This window comes from Streptomyces sp. RKAG290, assembly GCF_023701695.1.
In the GTDB taxonomy this organism is placed as follows: Bacteria; Actinomycetota; Actinomycetes; order Streptomycetales; family Streptomycetaceae; genus Streptomyces.
The window spans coordinates 1,975,721-1,993,312 of sequence record NZ_JAJOZC010000001.1 but is presented as its reverse complement, the minus strand read 5'-3'; the positions used below and the strand labels follow the sequence as shown (position 1 = coordinate 1,993,312).

Genomic DNA, 17,592 nt, shown 5'->3' with positions numbered 1-17,592 from the left:
AGGCTCCCGGTAGCTCCGGGAAGCTCCCGCCCTCCCGTCGCCGGCGGTCAGGCCCCCGGGCTCCCGGCGGGCAGCGGTGCCTCCGGGGCCGCCGCGGAACTGTCCTTCTCCGGCTGGGCCCCGAGGCGGGCCACGCCGGGGACGGCCAGGCACAGCAGGCTCGACGCCACGACCACGAGGCCGCCGCCGACCAGGGTGCCGGTCGTGCCCGCCGTCGAGACCATCGGACCGACCAGGGCGTAGCCGAGCGGCAGGAGGGCGTAGGCGCTGAGCTGGTCCAGGGCGAAGACCTTCCCCAACGCATCGCTGGGGAACGCGCGTTGCAGGGCCGTGGCCCAGTACACGAAGTACAGCTCTACGACGAAGCCCCCAGGGCGAAGCACACGATGACCCAGGGCAGCGGGAAGGGCGCCGCGAGGGAGAGGGGCACCAGGCCGTACAGCGTGAGGATGAGCATCGACACCGTCCCCGGCAGCCGCGGACGCCAGCGCCCGGCCAGGGCGAGGGCGGGCAGCGCGCCGATGGCCATCGCCGACAGCACCACGCCGTACGCGACGTCGCCGCCGAAGTGCTGCCGGGACACCACGGGGAGCAGGGTCAGCGCGGTCGCGGAACCGGCGAACAGGTGCAGGCAGACGGTGGCCATGACCGCCATCGCCCACGGCTGGCCGCGCACCGCCCGCAGACCGTACGCCGCCTCCGCCAGCACGGAGCGGCGGTCCTGGCCGGCCGCGGGCGCGGGCGCCCGGTCCGGCACCCGCAGTACGGTCAGCGCGCCCAGCCCGAAGACGAGGCTCGCCAGGAACAGGGCGGGGCGGACCCCCACCAGCGCCACCAGCGAGACCCCGCTCAGCGCCCCGAGCACCGCCGAGCTGCGGTGGGCCCCGGCGACCAGGGCGTTGCCGCGCTCCAGCAGCGAGTCCGGCAGCAGGGTGGGGACGAGCGAGCGGGCGGCGGGGCGGGACAGGGCCTCGCCCGCACCGGTGAGCGTGGTCAGCAGCGGCAGCGCGGCCAGCGGCACCACGGGCAGCAGCAGCGCCGCCAGCAGGAGGATGCCGGCACGGAAGAGGTCGGCGCCGAACAGGATGCGGGTGCGCCGCATCCGGTCGGCGAGCACGCCGCCTGCCAGCAGGCACACCACGAGCGACACCGCGCGCCCGCCCAGCACGAGTCCGACCTCACCGGCGCCGCCGCCCCGGTGCAGGATGTACAGGCTCAGCGCGACCGGCAGCAGCTGGTCACCCACCGCGCCACTGGCCTGCCCCGCCCAGACCCGCAGGAAGCGCGGATGCGCGCGCAGGGAGTCCCGGCCGGGCTCCGCCCCGGTCCGCTCTTCGGCGGCCTTCTGACCACTCATGCCCGCGCTCCCTCGAAGTGTGGTGCGCCGGCGCCGGCATCGCTCACGGGCACCAGCAGTCCGATCGTCACCAGGGCGTCGGCCACCTTTCCCGCGCCTTCGGCCCCCAGCGCCGCGGCAAGACCCGCCCGGTCCACGACCGGTGTGTCCCGCAGGCCGCGCAGGAACGGCTCGGTGGCCGCGGGCAGCAGGGCCGAGCGGCCGCCGACCGTCAGCAGGACCTTGTCGTCACCGGGCTGCCCGGTGAGCCGGAACTGCGCTCCCGCGCGCAGCCGGTGGGCGAGGGCCGGGCCGGGCAGTACCGGGACCGGCTCCGGCAGGTGTTCCCGGAAGGCGGTGCGGCGCACGGCCCACAGCAGGTCGGCGGGGTCGCAGGTGGCGGCCGCCTCGGCGACGGACCTGGCCACCTCCGCGAGGACGTTCCGGGTGAGTTCCGGGTCGTTGTCCAGGGCGTCGAGGCCGACGGTGGCGCGGAGCCAGGAGTCGTCGGCGGCCCGGCGCACGAGCTCGGTCAGCAGGTCGTGGTGGGTGACCGGTGTGACGGCGACGGTGAGGTGGATGGACAGCTCGTCCTGGGTGCAGGGCGAGTGCAGGGTGCCCCGCGGGAAGTACAGGGAGTCGCCCTCGCGAAGCACGAGGTCGTCCAACGGCCGGCTCGCCGAACGCAGTTCTTCGCGCCGGCGGTCGGTGGCGTTGAACCAGGCGTGCGCGGGCAGCGGGTCGGACATCGGCTGGGTCCGCAGCACCCAGCGCTTGCTGCCGGCTATCTGGAGGACCAGGACGTCCTCGATGTCGTAGTGCAGGTCGACCCCCTGCGAACGGGGCGGCGTGATGAAGGCGTTGACCCGTACCGGGTGCCCCAGTTCGCTCGTGAGCGCCTGCGCGAAGCGGCGCAGCGGCGGATGGAAGCGCTGCAGGGAACGGACGATGAGGGTGTGCCCGGAATCCAGTGCGGCCCGCACGGCGTCGGGGGAGACGAAGGGGGCGGAGCCAGGGGCGTCGCCGGGCTCGGGGACGGTGGCGCGGGTCACGGGCGCCTCGACGTTGTCCCGCAGCAGCCGGATCGACGACGTCCGCAGGCCCGAGGAGAGCACCTCGTCCAGCGCACCGGGGGAGAACAGATCGCCGAAGCCGTCCGGCAGCCGGGCCGCCGGGGTGTGCAGGTGCCGCTGTCCGAAGACGCGGCTCATGAAGTCGTCGGTGGTCAGGGGATGCAGCGGTCCAGGGCCACGGGGTGCTCCCTTCGGGGCGTCGGATGGTCGGGTCGTCAGGTGGTGAGGCGGATGGCGCCGCGGACCAGGAGCTGACCGACCGGTCCGGTGGAGCCCGGGAAGAAGTCCTCCGGGCGGACGGCGTCCCCCGCGGCCAGGCGCTCCAGTGCGGGCCGGGAGACCGCGGGCAGCCTGGCCCGGAAGCGGCCGAAGTCGGCCAGCACCTGGCCGTCCGCCTCGTCGGACAGCCGCACGTCGCCGGTGGCGCTGTAGCGGGAGCCGGACGTGGCGAGGGCCGCCATGCCGGTCAGTACCGTCCGCAGGCCGTCGCCCTCCTCGGCCGTACCGGGAGCGGCGGCGGTACGGAGCCGGTCCAGGGCGTCCACCGCGCGGGCGCGCACCAGCGCCTGAGTCTCGGCGGCCGGGGTGAGGCTGTCGAGATCGGTGTCGGGCCCCGCCTCCAGCAGGGCGTCCCGCAGGGCGTCCGACACGCGCGCGTCCAGGGTGGGGCGCCGGGCGGCCAGCGACAGATGCAGGGAGTGGCTGCCCGCCGAGGCCGCGTGGTGCGGGGTGCCGCGCGGCACGTACATGACGTCACCGGGGGCCAGCACCGTGGTGAGGGCGACCGGACCCAGCTGCGCCTCGGTCAGGGCGCGGGGCTTCAGCGGGACGGGGCGCAGCTGCTCATGGACCGTCCACTGCTTGGTGCCGGACAGCTGCAGGACGAAGACGTCCTCGTCGTCGATGTGGGGTGCCAGGCCCTTGGCGGCGGGCGGGGTGAGGAAGGCGACGGCGTCCACCGGGCAGTCCAGGGACGCGGCGAGGGCGTCGCACAGGGTGCGGACGGCCGGGACGAGCAGCTCGACCGCGTCCAGGACGAGGGTGGAGCCGATGCTGAAGTGGCTGAGCACCTTGGCCGGGTCGATCGCGTCGGTCACCGTGCCGTGTCCGACCTTGCGGACCGAGGTGTACGTGCCCTCCGCGATCTGCTGGCCCTCGCGCACGAGCCGCAGGTGCGGCAGGCGCAGGACCCCGGTGGTCAGCACGTCCGCGAAGCCCGCCATCGTCAGCACGGGGGCGAACGCGTCGGCGGAGGCCGCCCGGTGCAGCAGCGGGGTGTGTGTCCAGTGCTCGCTCAGGAACGTCTGCTCGTCGCCCACCAGGGAGACCAGTCCGGTGGGGGACATCAGCGCACCTCCGACGGCGGCGGGAAGGCGAAGTCCGAGGGCACCAGCGGCCCCGGTGCGGAAGGGATGCCCGCGGCGAGCAGATAGACGGCGAACTCCTCCTCGGGGTCGACCCCGAGGAACCGCTCCACCTCGTCGTCGGGGAAGGCGACCGTCTGGAAGGGGCCGAGTCCGAGCGCCGTGGCGGTCAGGGCGAATGTCTGGCCGTAGTGGCCGGCGTCGTACATCCACAGCCGGTAGGCGCGGGGGTGGCGGTACTTCCACGCCAGCCGGTTGGCGACCGCCGTGGTGAACACGGTGAACGCCCCGGAGTAGGAGGCTTCCTGGTGGTAGGTGAGCTCGGCGATCCGCTCCCGCGGCGCGTCCTCGGAGAGCAGCTCCAGGGCGTGCCGGGCGGGGGAGTAGTGGTACAGGCCGGGGGCGACTCCCTCGACGTCGTAGGCCACCACGTACGCCTCGACCTCGTGACGTCCGCCCGCCGACGCGCTGACCCGGCACTGCTGGGCGCCGAACTGGGCGCCGTGGATGAAGCGGTGCGGGGCGAAGCTGTGGAAGAGGAGCGTGCCGAGCTGGTCCAGCGAGACGGACTCGCCCGTGAACAGCCGGTGGGTACGGCGGGTGGCGAACACGTCCTCGACGGAGGAGGTCAGCGGCAGCGGCCGGCGCGGGAGCATCACCGCGGGACGCTCCGGGTACTCCTTGAAGAGGGCGGGGGACTCGCTCCCGGACGTGATCGCGTCGACGAGTTCCGCGCGTTCCGGGGAGTCCACCAGGTAGTTGGCGTTGCGGGCCTCGTCGTGGAAGCGCTCGGTGACCGCGCCCCAGCGTTCCCACAGCGGGGGGATGCCGGAGTCGTCCTCGTACGGGACGAGGATGCCGAGTCCGGTCAGGGTCTCCACGGCCTTGCGCACCCGGGGGTGCTCCTCGGCGGGGTAGGGGGCGACCAGGTCCCCGGACTCCGTTCCCTCGTCGGCCTTCTGGAGCAGGTCGAGCAGGTCCGGAGTCATCTGTATCCAGCGCCGCTGCCCGGGGATGCCCAGGCGCAGTCCGTCCGGATGCCAGCTGCAGACCAGATGCTCCCGGCGGCGGAGCTTCATCGGTGTTCCTCTCCTGTGCGTCGGGAGGGTCTGGGAGTACGGTGGAAGGTGGCGGAACGGCATCCGGCTGCGAGACATTGCCCGTCTCGCAGCCGGAATGTTTTGTTCCGGTCCCCTGGAGTTCACCGTAGGGGACCTTTTTTATTTCAGAGGCTCGGGTGGTGAGCCACGACCTCGGTGTCCTCGATGATGACGATGTCCATTTCCTTCACCCCCTCTCGAACTATTCATTTTCCGCGACCGGTTGTTCGCGGTAAGTAAAATGAAACCAGTCCTGGCGGATGGCCGTAAAGGCTTTCCCGGGGATTCCTGACCGTCATCGAATACTCTGATTGACGATTCGGCGGAATCGCTGGTTCAGGCGGACGGATTCTTGCGGGCGAGGAATGCTCCGGCCATGACGGCGGCGGCGAACGAGACGCCGGCCACCACCCACAGGCCGGTGTGAATGCCGACGGTGAAGGACTCGGCGATGGCATCGGTCACCCCGGGCGGCGAGGGACGGCCGCTGCCGCTGCTCCCGCTGCGGGCCACGTCCACGACGGCCGAGGCGATCTGCGGCGGGACATGGGCGTCCGCCAGCGTCCGTGGCAGCGCCCCGACGAAGCGGACCGCCAGCACGGCACCCAGCACCGCCGTCGCCAGCACCGAACCCACCTGCCGGAACGCGGTGACGGCGTTCGACGCGGAGCCCATCTGGGCGGGCTGGACGACCGCGAAAGCGGCCGCGGTCGACGGTGCGACCACGAACCCGCTGCCCAGGCCCACCAGCGCCAGCCCCAGGGCGGTGACCGTGTAGGCGCTGTCCGGCTCCTGACGGACCAGCAGCACTGCCGCGACCGCCGTGATCAGTGAACCGGCGGCCAGCAGCCGGCCCGGACCGATCTTCCCGGAGACCTTCTGCGCCACCAGCGTCGACAGCACGAAGAAGACCATCGCCGGCAGCAGCCGCACCCCGGTGCTCAGCGCGCTGACGTTCTGGACGCGCTGCAGGAAGAGCACCTCCAGGAAGACCACACCGACGAACGCGAACAGCGCGGACGCCGCGACCAGGAGCGTCGCCGACACCCGGATCGAGCCCATCATCCGCACGTCGAGCATCGGCACGGCCACCTGGCGTTCCACCCGCACCAGTGCGACCAGCGAGACGGCGGCGACCAGCAGCGAGATCAGCACGACCGGGTCGTCGTAGCCGGCCCGGCCGCCCGTCGCGATCCCGTACACCAGCGTCCCCAGGCCCAGCACCGAGAGGAACTGGCCGCGCAGGTCGAGCGGCCGGTCCGGCACCTTGGACTCGGCGACCGCGTACAGCGTCACCGCCACCGTGACCACCGCGACCGGGGTGTTGACCAGGTAGACCGCCTGCCAGTCGAAGGCGTCCAGCAACGCCCCGCCGAGCAGCGGGCCGACGGCCAGACCGATGCCGGAGACCGACACCCACACCGTGATGTAGCGCAGCATGCGCGGCAGGTCCACGAAGAACGTGGTGGTGATGATGGCCAGCGAGGTGGGCAGCACCAGGGCGCCGCCGATCCCGCTGACCGCGCGGCCCACCAGCACCTGCGGGAAGACGCCGGCCGTCGCCACGATCAGTGAGCCGGCCGCGAGCGTGACCACGCCGATGACGAACACCCGGCGCCGACCGTAGCGTTCACCCAGCGCGCCGCCCGACAGCACGCACGCCGCCACGACCAGGGTGTACGTGCTGGACACCCAGCTCAGGTCCGCCGGGGCGATGTTCATGTCGACCTGGAGCGCACGCAGCGTCGAGATCGCCGACGTCACCTCGATGAACGACATGAACAGACCGAGGCACGCGGCCGTCAGGATCAGCTTGCCGTGCGCGATGACCGGCTTCGCGGGTGCGGCGGCGGCCGTCGTCTCCGTCTCCGCGCTCATTTCTTGCCCTCCTTCTCGGCCAGGCGGCGCGTGGCGTCGTCCCAGGAGACGGGGAGCTCGCTGCGCTCGGCGCCGTAGAAGAGGAAGACCGAGTGGTCCATCACCGGCCGCAGCCTCGCGACGATCTTCGCGTGCGGGTTGCTGCGGGAGAAGGTGTCCAGCGCCTCCTGGTCCCGCCAGGCGGACAGCGTCCAGAACGTCTTCTTGAACGGCTCGGCGCGCAGCGAGGCGCCGATGGTGCCGGGCGCCGAACGCACCTGCTTCCACACCACCAGGGACAACAGGAAGAACCGGGGCACGCTGAGCAGCGACTTCACTTGCAGCTTCGATGCCATGACCACGGCCTCGCCGGAGTCGGGGGACTCGGTGGCAGCGGCCCCGGGCATCCAGGGAATGGTGGGCATGGGGGATATCTCCTCTTCGGCATGGAGCTCGTGATCACAGCAGGGATTACCCGCTACCCACATGAGACACGCGCGGCCCTCATCCGGACATGCAGCTGGTGCACAACCACTCCGGAGTGGCGCGGTTGGCCTGTTCGTGCCCCCGGTGTCCGGTACCCGTCGATCCGGACACCTGATCCGGATGCCATCGGCGTATTCGATGGGGTGCGAATACTCGACGATACGGTGTTTGACCCTCCGCCGCGCACCGAATTACTTTCCTTGCACGTCGCAGCCCGCCGGCTCAACCGGAGTGATGCACCTACGACTTAACGCTTGTGGAGGGCCCGCCCTCCACGCTCCGACTGCCGTCGCCCATCGCGACTCCTTTCCTTTTCCGGAGATCTGCCCGAACCGAGGGGCCACCCTTCATGACAACTCGTGTCGCCGTGATCGGAGCCGGTATATCCGGCCTTTCCGCCGCCTACCATCTGCCGGACGATGTCGATGTCACCGTGTACGAGAAGGAGAACCGGCCCGGCGGGCACGCCCTGACCGTCGAGGTCGAGGAGGACGGCAGGACCATCGGGATCGACACCGCCTTCGTCGTCTTCAACTCCCGTACCTACCCGCAGCTGACCTCCTTCTTCCAGGAGGTGGGGGCGACCGCGCTGGACCACACGGGCGGCTTCGACTTCTTCGACCTCGACCGCGGGCTCGACTACGGCACGGCCGAGTTCGAGCTCTCCGAGGAGGAGATCGCCCAGCGCTACCCGGCCGACTTCATGCCCCTGTGGCGGGACGCCGAGCGCTTCCACCGCGAGGCGCCGCGCGACTTCCTGCGCAAGCGCACCGACATGGCACTCGGCGAGTACCTGGAGCGGGGCGGCTACTCCGACGCCTTCAAGTACGGCTACGTCGTGCTGCTCGCCACCGCCGTCTGGTCGGTGCCGGCCGAACTGATCTGGGAGATGCCGGCCACCACCGTCATCGCCTTCTTCATGTCCCACGACCCCGGCGGCCTCGGTGGCCGCTCGGTCGCCTGGAAGACCGTCTCCGGCGGCAGCATCGAGTACGTGCGCCGCGTCGTCGGTGCCCTCAACGGCACGGTGCGCACCTCCAGCCCCGTCACCCGGGTCCGCGAGGAGGACGGCGACAACCCTGGTGTCGTCGTCACCACCGCCGACGGCGAGGAGCGCTACGACTACGCGGTGATCGCCTCGCACGCCGACCAGACACTGGCGCTGCTGGAGCACCCCACCCCGCTCCAGGCCGACATCCTCGGCAAGGTCCGCTACAGCTCCACCAAGGCGGTGCTGCACACCGACCCCTCCAGCATGCCGCCGGACCGCTCCCGCTGGCAGAGCTGGAACTACGGGCTCAAGACCGTCGACGGCACCCCGCGCACCTGGGTCGCGTACTACATGAACTCCCTTCAGGGCTTCACCGCCGAGAAGGACTACTTCGTCACGCTCGACTCCCCGATCGTCCCCCGCGAGGAGTCGGTCATCCGCGAGCTGCCCTTCACCCACCCGATCATCGACCTCGACGTGCGCACCATGCAGCGCACCATCTACGCGGTCAACGACACGGGCCGGGTCAAGCTCGCCGGATCGTACTTCCACTCCCCGAAGATCGGCCACGACCTGATCGGCTCGCACGAAGCCGGATACGTCTCGGGGCTCAAGGCCGCCGAGTCCATCGCCCGCGACATCAAGAAGTGAAGTGAGGGAACTCCCATGCAGCGTGTCACTGCTCTGGAAGCACAGGCCTGGCTGGTCGAGAAGCTCGCCGTCCGACTGGGGGTCGAGAAGGACCTGGTCGACGTGGAGCGCTACTTCGACGAGTTCGACCTCGACTCCACCGAGGCACTGATTCTCGCGGGCGAGCTGGAGAAGTGGCTCGGCTTCGAACTCGAGGCCACGGCGCTCTGGTACCACCCGACCATCGCCGCACTGTCCGAGCACATAGCCGAGGAGAACGCCCGCCATGCCGCAGCGGCCTGACCCTTCCGCCGGCCGCCCGGTACTGACACCGCTGACCTCCCCGGGCACCGGGACGGCCCGCCGGCTCTACGCCGTCCACCCGGGGGCGCTGGCGCCCGCCGCCTGGCAGCCGTTCGCCGGCCAGCTGCCGCCGGACACCGCGCTGTCGCTGCTCGACCTGAGCAACATCCCGTCGTTCTTCACGGCGGCCTTCGATCCCCGGACCGAGCCCGCCACCGTGGGTGAACTGGCCGGCCGCTGTCTCGCCGAGATCACCGCATCGAAGCCCGACGACGCGCCGTTCTCGCTGGTCGGCTGGTCCTTCGGCGGAGTCGTGGCGTTCGCGATCGCCGCCCTGCTCGACGCCGAAGGCCGCGGCGGGACGCTGGAGGAGCTCGTCCTCCTCGACAGCATCGCGCCCGTCCCCGCGTTCAAGCGCACCGACGAGGTACTGGAACCCCGGATGCTGCTGGACTGGTTCGCGATGTACCTCGGCGCCAAGCGGGACCGCCCGTTCAGCGTGAGCCTGCCTCCCGTCGCGGCAGCCGAGGACGGGCTGCCCGCCGTGCTGGCCGCGGCCACCGCACAGGGCCTGCTGCCGCCCGACACCGAGCTGGCCGGCCTGCGGAAGCTGTACACCGCCTACCACGGTGGCCTGACCCGGAACAACCGCTGCACCGCACCGTACGAACCGGCTCCGCTGGACCGGGAGATCACCCTCGTCAAGCCCGAGCGGTCGCTGCTCCCGCACAGCGGCGACCTCGGCTGGAGCCAGCTCAGCGACCGCCCCGTACGACAGCTGGCGGTTGCCGGCGATCACTACACGATGCTCCAGGACCCGCGCACCGCCGCCGTGCTCTCCGGGCGGCCGGCCGATCCCGCCGTCGCCTGACCGACCACCGCACCAGCGCTGCCCCGCCACCCGGCGCATCTGACCGAGAGGACCGTCGTGCACTACTCACGTCTGGCCGAAACCCCCATCGCCATCGTCGGGCTGGCCGGCCTGTTCCCCAAGTCCCGCAACGTGCGTGAGTTCTGGCGCAACATCGTGGACGGGAACGACTGCATCGAGGACGTACCGTCCAGCCACTGGAACACCGACGACTACTACGATCCGGACCCCACCGCCGAGGACAAGACCTACGCCCGGCGCGGTGGCTTCCTGCCGGAGACCCCGTTCAACCCCATGGAGTTCGGCCTGCCGCCGAACACCCTGGAGGTCACGGACATCCTCCAGCTGCTCTCCCTTACCGTCGCCCGTGATGTGCTGCGCGACGCCGGAACCGAGGGATCGGGCTGGTACGACCCCTCGCGCACCGGGGTCATCCTCGGTGTCACCGGGGCCAACTCCCTCACCCAGCCGCTCTCCGCGCGCCTGCAGACCCCTGTCCTCAAGGAGGTCGTGCGCAGCGTCGGCCTGAGCGACGCCGACGCGGAGGAGATCGCGCGCCGCTTCAAGAAGGCGTACATCCCCTGGGAGGAGAACTCCTTCCCCGGCATGCTCGGCAACGTCGTCGCCGGACGCATCGCCAACCGCTTCGACCTCGGCGGCACCAACTGCACCGTCGACGCCGCGTGCGCCAGCTCGCTGGCCGCGACCAAGCTCGCCGTCAGCGAGCTCATCGAGGGCCGCGCCGACCTGATGCTCACCGGCGGGTGCGACGCCGAGAACACGATCCTGATGTACATGTGCTTCAGCAAGACCCCGGCGTTCTCGAAGAGCCAGGTCATCCGGCCCTTCGACGCCTCCGCCGACGGCACGCTGATCGGCGAGGGCATCGGCATGCTCGCCCTCAAGCGGCTCGCCGACGCGGAGCGCGACGGCGACCGCATCTACTCCGTGCTGCGCGGCATCGGCACCTCGAGCGACGGCCGCTTCAAGAGCATCTACGCCCCGCGCGCCGAGGGCCAGCAGCTCGCGCTGCGCCGCGCCTACGAGGACGCGGCCCTGCCGGTCGGCGCCATCGAGCTCTTCGAGGCCCACGGCACCGGCACCGCCGTCGGCGACCACACCGAGCTGTCCGCACTGGGCTCCTTCGTCACCGGGGACCAGGCCGAGGACGCCCCCGCCGACCTGGGCTACGCGGCCGTCGGCAGCGTGAAGTCGCAGATCGGCCACACCAAGGCGGCCGCCGGCGCGGCCGGCCTCATCAAGCTCTCCCTCGCCCTGCACCAGAAGGTCCTGCCGCCCACCATCAACGTCGACAAGCCCAGCGAGGCCGTCGACCCGGCGAGCACCCCCTTCTACGTGAGCTCCGAGGCACGCCCCTGGGTCCTGGACCCGGCCCGTGACCGGCGCCGCGCCGCTGTCTCCTCCTTCGGCTTCGGCGGCACCAACTTCCACATGGTGCTGGAGGAGCACGACGGCCCCGAGGCCCCCAAGGTGCTCGGCCCCGTCGCCCGGACCGGCATCTGGCACGCCGCCGACCCCGAGGCCCTCGCCCGCTCCCTGGAGCGCGGCGCGGCCGCCGACCCGGTCGGCTGGGTCCCGGCGGGCGACGCGCGCATCGGCATCGTGGCCCGCACCGAGGCGGAGTTCGAGGAGCTGCGGGCCGTGGCCGTGGGGCTGCTGCGCGCCAAGCCCGACGCCGCGTCCTGGCAGCACCCCAAGGGCATCACCTACCGCCGCGCCGCGCTCCCCCCGGGCGCGAAGACGGCTGCCGTCTTCGCCGGTCAGGGCAGCCAGTACGTGGGCATGGGCCGCCGCGCCGCCCTGGCGCTCCCGTCGGTACTCGCCGCGTACGACAGGGCCAACCAGCTCACCAGCGGCGCCGAGACCCTCGGCCGGGTCGTCTTCCCGCCGCCCGCCTTCACCGACGAGGCCCGCAAGGAGCAGGACGAGCGGCTGCGGCGCACGGAGTTCGCCCAGCCCGCGATCGGCGCGCTGTCGGCGGGTCAGTTCGCCTGGTTCAAGGAGCTCGGCTTCAGCCCCGACGGCACGGTCGGCCACTCCTTCGGTGAACTCACCGCCCTCTGGGCCGCGGGCGCGCTGGACGACGACCGGTTCGCCGAGCTGTCCCGGGCGCGCGGCCTCGCCATGGCCCCGCCGGCCGGCAGCACCGGGTTCGACCCCGGCGCGATGGCCGCGGTCCGCGCCGAACAGGCCGTGGTCCAGGAGCTCGTCGCCGCCTACCGCGACGTGAGCGTCTGCAACATCAACGCCCCCGGCCAGATCGTGGTCGGCGGCCCCACCGCCGAGATCGACCGCCTCGTGGCCGACGCCGCGGGCCGTGGGATCCACGCCAAGCGGCTCCCGGTCTCCGCCGCCTTCCACACGCGCTTCGTGGCCCACGCCGCGGACGCCTTCCGCGAGGCGGTCGACCGCGTCGGGCTCGGAGCGCCGAGTGTCCCCGTGTACGCCAACACCGCGGGCGCGACATACGGCAGCGACCCGGCCGCCAACGGCCGCACCCTCGTCGACCAGCTCCTGAAGCCCGTCGACTTCGCCGCGCGCATCGAGCAGATGTACGCCGACGGCTACCGCGTCTTCGTCGAGTTCGGCCCCAAGCGGGTGCTGTCGGACCTCATCGGCCGCATCCTGGACGGACGTGAGGACGTCGTGTCGATCGCGGTCGACGGCGGCCCCTCCAAGGACAGCGAGGTGGCACTCAAGCGGGCGGTCGTCGAGCTCGCGGTGCTCGGCCTGCCGGTCACCGGCATCGACAACCACACGGAGCCCGAGCTTGTCGTGCCGGTCCGCAAGGGCCTGACGATCCCGCTGCGCGGCATCAACTACGTCACGGACGCGCGGCGTTCGGCGTACGAGGAGGCCCTCGCCGAGCCGACGGTGACGCAGGCGGCCCCGGCCCCGGCAGCCACCCCGGCGCCGGCGGCGACGGGTGCGGGCGACGAGCTGAGCGACGTCGTGCGGGAGGGGCTCGGCCTCCAGGCCGAGATCCTCGACTCGCACGTCACGACGATCCGGCAGGCGGTCCAGTCCCTGGAGGACTCCGTCCGCGCCGGTTCCCACCCCGACACGGACGCCGCCCTGCGCCTGATCCAGGAACACGGCACGTCCATCGCGTCCAGCCACGAGCGCGCCACCCGACTGCTGATAGACGCCCTGCGGGGCGCCGACGAGGCCCCTGCCGACGCGACGCCGATTCCGGCGGCGGCCCCGGTGGAGGCCGCTCCGGTCGCGCCGGTGGCAGTGGCTCCGGTTGCTCCGGTTGCCGCCGTTCCGGTGGCTCCGGCCGTCTCTGTTCCGGTGGTTGCGGAGGTGCCTGCTCCGGCCCCTGCTCCCGTTCCTGCCCCTGCTCCCGTGCCTGCTGCCGTGGTCGTTGACAGTGGGGTGTTGGAGGCCCTGTTGGGTGTGGTGGCGGAGAAGACGGGTTATCCGGCGGAGATGCTGGAGCCGGGTATGGATCTTGAGGCGGATCTGGGGATCGATTCGATCAAGCGGGTTCAGATTCTGGGTGCGTTGCAGGAGCGGTTCCCGGTGTCGGGTGATGTTGATCCGGAGCGTCTGGGTGAGCTGCGGACGCTGGATGACGTGGCGGGCTTCCTGAGCTCCGCCGCCGCCCCTGCCCCCGTAGCCGCTGCTCCGGTAGTGGTCGAAGAGGCCGCCCCGGTCGCTGCTCCTACCCCCGCCCCGGTTGCTGTTGCGGCTGTCGACAGTGGGGTGTTGGAGGCGCTGCTTGCGGTGGTGGCGGAGAAGACGGGTTATCCGGCGGAGATGCTGGAGCCGGGTATGGATCTTGAGGCGGATCTGGGGATTGATTCGATCAAGCGGGTTCAGATTCTGGGTGCGTTGCAGGAGCGGTTCCCGGTGTCGGGTGATGTTGATCCGGAGCGTCTGGGTGAGCTGCGGACGCTGGACGATGTGGCGGGCTTCCTGAGCTCCGCCGCCGCGCCGGCCGCGTCTGTTCCTGTGGTGGCTGCGGCACCTGTCGCTGCTCCTGTTCCTGCTGTTGCCCCTGCTCCTACCCCCACCCCCGCCCCTGCCCCGGTCGCTGTTGCGGCTGTCGACAGCGGGGTCCTGGAGGCGCTGCTTGCGGTGGTGGCGGAGAAGACGGGTTATCCGGCGGAGATGCTGGAGCCGGGTATGGATCTTGAGGCGGATCTGGGGATTGATTCGATCAAGCGGGTTCAGATTTTGGGTGCGTTGCAGGAGCGGTTCCCGGTGTCGGGTGATGTTGATCCGGAGCGTCTGGGTGAGTTGCGGACGCTGGATGACGTGGCGGGCTTCCTGAGCTCCGCCGCCGCGCCGGCAGCCGCCGCCCCCGCAGCAGTCGCCGCCCCCGTAGCCGCTGCTCCGGTAGTGGTCGAAGCGCCCGCCCCGGTCGCTGCTCCTGCCCCTGCCCCGGTCGCTGTTGCGGCTGTCGACAGCGGGGTCTTGGACGCGCTGCTTGCGGTGGTGGCGGAGAAGACGGGTTATCCGGCGGAGATGCTGGAGCCGGGTATGGATCTTGAGGCGGATCTGGGGATTGATTCGATCAAGCGGGTTCAGATTCTGGGTGCGTTGCAGGAGCGGTTCCCGGTGTCGGGTGATGTTGATCCGGAGCGTCTGGGTGAGCTGCGGACGCTGGACGATGTGGCGGGCTTCCTGAGCTCCGCCGCCGCGCCGGCAGCCGCCGCCCCCGCAGCAGTCGCCGCCCCCGTAGCCGCTGCTCCGGTAGCCGTCGAAGAAGTCGCCTCTGCCCCGGTCGCTGTTGCGGCTGTCGACAGCGGGGTCCTGGAGGCCCTGCTTGCGGTGGTGGCGGAGAAGACGGGTTATCCGGCGGAGATGCTGGAGCCGGGTATGGATCTTGAGGCGGATCTGGGGATTGACTCGATCAAGCGGGTTCAGATTCTGGGTGCGTTGCAGGAGCGGTTCCCGGTGTCGGGTGATGTTGATCCGGAGCGTCTGGGTGAGCTGCGGACGCTGGACGACGTCGCGGGCTTCCTGAGCTCCGCCGCCGCGCCGGCAGCCGCCGCCCCCGCAGCAGTCGCCCCCGCCCCGGTCGCCTCCCAGGCGCCCCTGGTCGTGAACTACCCGAGCGCCCCCGGTGTCGGGCGGACGTTCGCCTCCGTACGGGAACTGCCCGCGCCCTACCGGGTCGTGGAGGCGTACGCGGCCAGCCGGACCGCGCTCGTCGTGGATGACGGTTCGAAGCTGGCCAGACCCGTGATCAGTGCGCTGCGCGCCGACGGCTGGCGGATCGAGGTCGTGGCGCTGCCCGGCGAGGTGGCGACCACGGAGGGCGTCGACTCGGTGCAGCAGCTGCGGACGTGGGACGCGGCGGAGCTGGCCCGTGCGGTGACCACCGGACGCATCGACCTGGTCGTGCAGCTGGTGGCGGCCACCGGACAGGAGTGGGCCGACGCGGCACAGCGGCTGGCACACACCGTGCTCGTGGCGAAGCAGACACAGCCCGCGCTGAAGGCGGCAGCCGCGGCCGGGAACAGGGCCGGCTTCGTGGCCCTGACACAGCTCGACGGCGCGAACGGCTACCGCGGGAGCGAGTCCGGTTCGCCGCTGCTGGGCGGGGTCGCCGGGCTGGTGAAGACGCTGGGGATCGAGGTTCCCGAACTCTTCACCCGTACCGTCGACTTCGCACCTGGTCTGGACGACGGGACGGTCGCCGACCGCTTCCTGGGCGAGATAGGCGACCTGGCCACGGACCTCGCGGACGTCGCCCACGACGCCCACGGACGGCGCACGGTCGTTCCCTCGGCCGACGCCCCCGCCGGGCACCTGGCCGCCGTACCCGAGATCGAGGCCGGTGACCTGCTCGTGGTCACCGGAGGGGCCCGCGGCATCACCGCGGACTGCCTCCAGGCACTGGTCGACGCACGGCCGGCGGGGCTGGTGCTCCTCGGCCGGAGTCAGGTGGAGCCGGAGCCCGAGTGGGCGGCCGGTCTGGACGGCGCCGGTCTCAAGGGCACGATCGCCAAGCGGATCGCCGCCACCGGCGAGAAGCCGACCCCGCGCGGGGTCGAGGCGGTCTACCGGAAGGTGGCCGGCAGCCGGGAGATCAACGAGAACCTGCGAAGGCTGCGGGCGAGCGGCGCCACCGTGGAGTACGTCGTCGTCGACATCACCGACGCGGCCGCTGTGCGGGCCGCGCTGGCACCGTACGCCGCTCGCGTCACGGGTGTGGTGCACGGCGCCGGTGTGCTGGCCGACCGGCTGATCGCGGAGAAGACCGCGGAGGAGGTCCACCGGGTTCTGGGCACGAAGATCCTCGGCCTCGGCCATGTGCTGGACGCGCTGCGTGGCACCGCGAACCTGCGGCACCTGGTGTTCTTCTCCTCCGTCGCCGGGTTCTTCGGCAACCGGGGCCAGTCGGACTACGCGGTCGCCAACGAGGCGCTCAACCGGCTCGCGGTGCGGCTGAAGCGTGAGCTTCCGTCGGCCCGGGTGACCTCGGTCAACTGGGGCGCCTGGGACGGTGGAATGGTCACCGACGACCTGCGCAAGATGTTCGCCTCGCGCGGCGTGGAGCTGGTGCCGGTACGGACCGGGGCCGGGATCTTCGCCGAACAGTTCACGGCGGCCCGCGGCCACGACACGGTCATCGTCGCCGGTCCGCTGACGCCGCTGTCCACCCCGCCCGCCGCAGGACCGGGCACCCCGGTCTCGCTGCTGGCGGACCGCGACCTGGCGGAGCTGGCCTCCGACGCCCTGCTGGCCGATCACACGATCGACGGCAAGAAGGTACTGCCCGCCACCGCGGCGCTCGGAGCACTGATCGGCGCGGCCGAGACGGCAACCGGCAAGACGGTCACCGAGGTGAGCGGCTTCCGGGTCTTCAAGGGCGTGGTCCTGGACGGAGAGGGCGAAGCCCCCTCGCGGCTGCGGCTGTTCCTGGAGCCCGGCCGGGACTCCAGGCCGGACACCGTGGACGTGCTGGCGTCCGCCGTGGACGGAGCCGGGCAGAGCCGGCCCGCGTACGGCGGCAACCTGGTCACGAGCGATGCCGGAGCGGGCCTCGCGGACCGTACGGACCTGGCCGGGATCGCCCGCGGGGCGAGCGGCACGGACGCCGGGCCGCTGTACCGCAATGGCACGCTCTTCCACGGTCCCAGCCTGCGCGGCATCCGCCGCGTCCTGTCATCGGACGCGCAGGGCCTGCTGCTGAGCGCCCGGCTCACCGACGGGCGGCCGGCCCGCGGCGCGTACCACGGAGCGCTGCACAGCCCGGTACTGGCCGATCTGCTGCTCCAGGCCGCACTGGTCTGGGTCCGGCAGCACCGCGGCCGGGCCTGCCTGCCGATGGAGATCGCGCGCACCCGGTACTTCGCCCAGATCCCCGGCGACCAGGAGTTCCTGATCTCCGTGGCGAACATCGAGGAGGTCGGGACGGGCATCACCTGCTCGGTCACGGCACTCGACCGCGAAGGCCGTGTGCTCCAGGTCATGGACGGGGTGTCCGTGGTCGAGGACCCGCAGCTGGAGGGCAAGTTCGGGCAGCCCGTGCAGGTCGCTGCCGGCACCGTCTCGGTCTGACACCCGCCCGGTGCTCCCTCTCCCACGGCCCCTCACCGGGCT

Annotated in this window: 11 protein-coding genes; 4 read left to right on the top strand and 7 right to left on the bottom strand. The window is 71.7% G+C overall.

Annotated features, from left to right (window positions below):
• Nucleotides 1-47: 47 nt before the first annotated feature.
• The 7 genes from LNW71_RS08285 to LNW71_RS08255 form a co-directional block, all read right to left on the bottom strand.
• Entirely contained in the window at nt 48-344 is a 297-nt protein-coding gene (locus LNW71_RS08285; protein ID WP_250967649.1) for a hypothetical protein, read from the bottom strand.
• Nucleotides 345-355: 11 nt separating this feature from the next.
• Nucleotides 356-1,357, bottom strand: a complete 1,002-nt coding sequence (locus LNW71_RS08280) for an MFS transporter (RefSeq protein ID WP_250967648.1) — start codon at nt 1,355-1,357, stop codon at nt 356-358.
• The gene (locus LNW71_RS08275; protein ID WP_250967647.1) at nt 1,354-2,547 is read right to left on the bottom strand and encodes a cupin domain-containing protein; all 1,194 of its coding nucleotides are present in this window, start codon (nt 2,545-2,547) and stop codon (nt 1,354-1,356) included. The genes LNW71_RS08280 and LNW71_RS08275 overlap by 4 nt, the downstream gene beginning before the upstream one ends.
• 77 nt (nt 2,548-2,624) lie before the next feature.
• A complete protein-coding gene (locus LNW71_RS08270) occupies nt 2,625-3,755 on the bottom strand; it encodes a cupin domain-containing protein (protein ID WP_250967646.1) in 1,131 nt (376 codons plus the stop codon).
• Complete coding sequence (locus tag LNW71_RS08265; RefSeq protein WP_250967645.1) at nt 3,755-4,852, bottom strand: SagB/ThcOx family dehydrogenase; 1,098 nt, start codon at nt 4,850-4,852, stop codon at nt 3,755-3,757. Before LNW71_RS08265 ends, LNW71_RS08270 begins: the two co-directional genes overlap by 1 nt.
• 357 nt (nt 4,853-5,209) lie before the next feature.
• Entirely contained in the window at nt 5,210-6,751 is a 1,542-nt protein-coding gene (locus LNW71_RS08260) for an MFS transporter (protein ID WP_250967644.1), read from the bottom strand.
• A complete protein-coding gene (locus tag LNW71_RS08255) occupies nt 6,748-7,155 on the bottom strand; it encodes a DUF3291 domain-containing protein (protein ID WP_250967643.1) in 408 nt (135 codons plus the stop codon). Before LNW71_RS08255 ends, LNW71_RS08260 begins: the two co-directional genes overlap by 4 nt.
• Nucleotides 7,156-7,565: 410 nt before the next feature.
• Between LNW71_RS08255 and LNW71_RS08250 the strand changes: the two genes are divergently transcribed.
• From LNW71_RS08250 to LNW71_RS08235, 4 genes are read left to right on the top strand one after another with little or no spacing between them, the layout of a single operon-like run.
• Nucleotides 7,566-8,858: an FAD-dependent oxidoreductase gene (locus tag LNW71_RS08250; RefSeq protein ID WP_250967642.1), complete on the top strand. Its 1,293-nt coding sequence runs from the start codon at nt 7,566-7,568 to the stop codon at nt 8,856-8,858.
• 15 nt (nt 8,859-8,873) lie between these two features.
• Nucleotides 8,874-9,140 (top strand): acyl carrier protein, encoded by a 267-nt coding sequence (locus tag LNW71_RS08245; protein ID WP_250967641.1) that lies wholly within the window; start codon nt 8,874-8,876, stop codon nt 9,138-9,140.
• Nucleotides 9,124-10,011, top strand: a complete 888-nt coding sequence (locus LNW71_RS08240) for a thioesterase domain-containing protein (RefSeq protein ID WP_250967640.1) — start codon at nt 9,124-9,126, stop codon at nt 10,009-10,011. The genes LNW71_RS08245 and LNW71_RS08240 overlap by 17 nt, the downstream gene beginning before the upstream one ends.
• Before the next feature lie 57 nt (nt 10,012-10,068).
• The gene (locus LNW71_RS08235; RefSeq protein WP_250967639.1) at nt 10,069-17,550 is read left to right on the top strand and encodes a type I polyketide synthase; all 7,482 of its coding nucleotides are present in this window, start codon (nt 10,069-10,071) and stop codon (nt 17,548-17,550) included.
• The last annotated feature ends 42 nt before the right edge of the window (nt 17,551-17,592 follow it).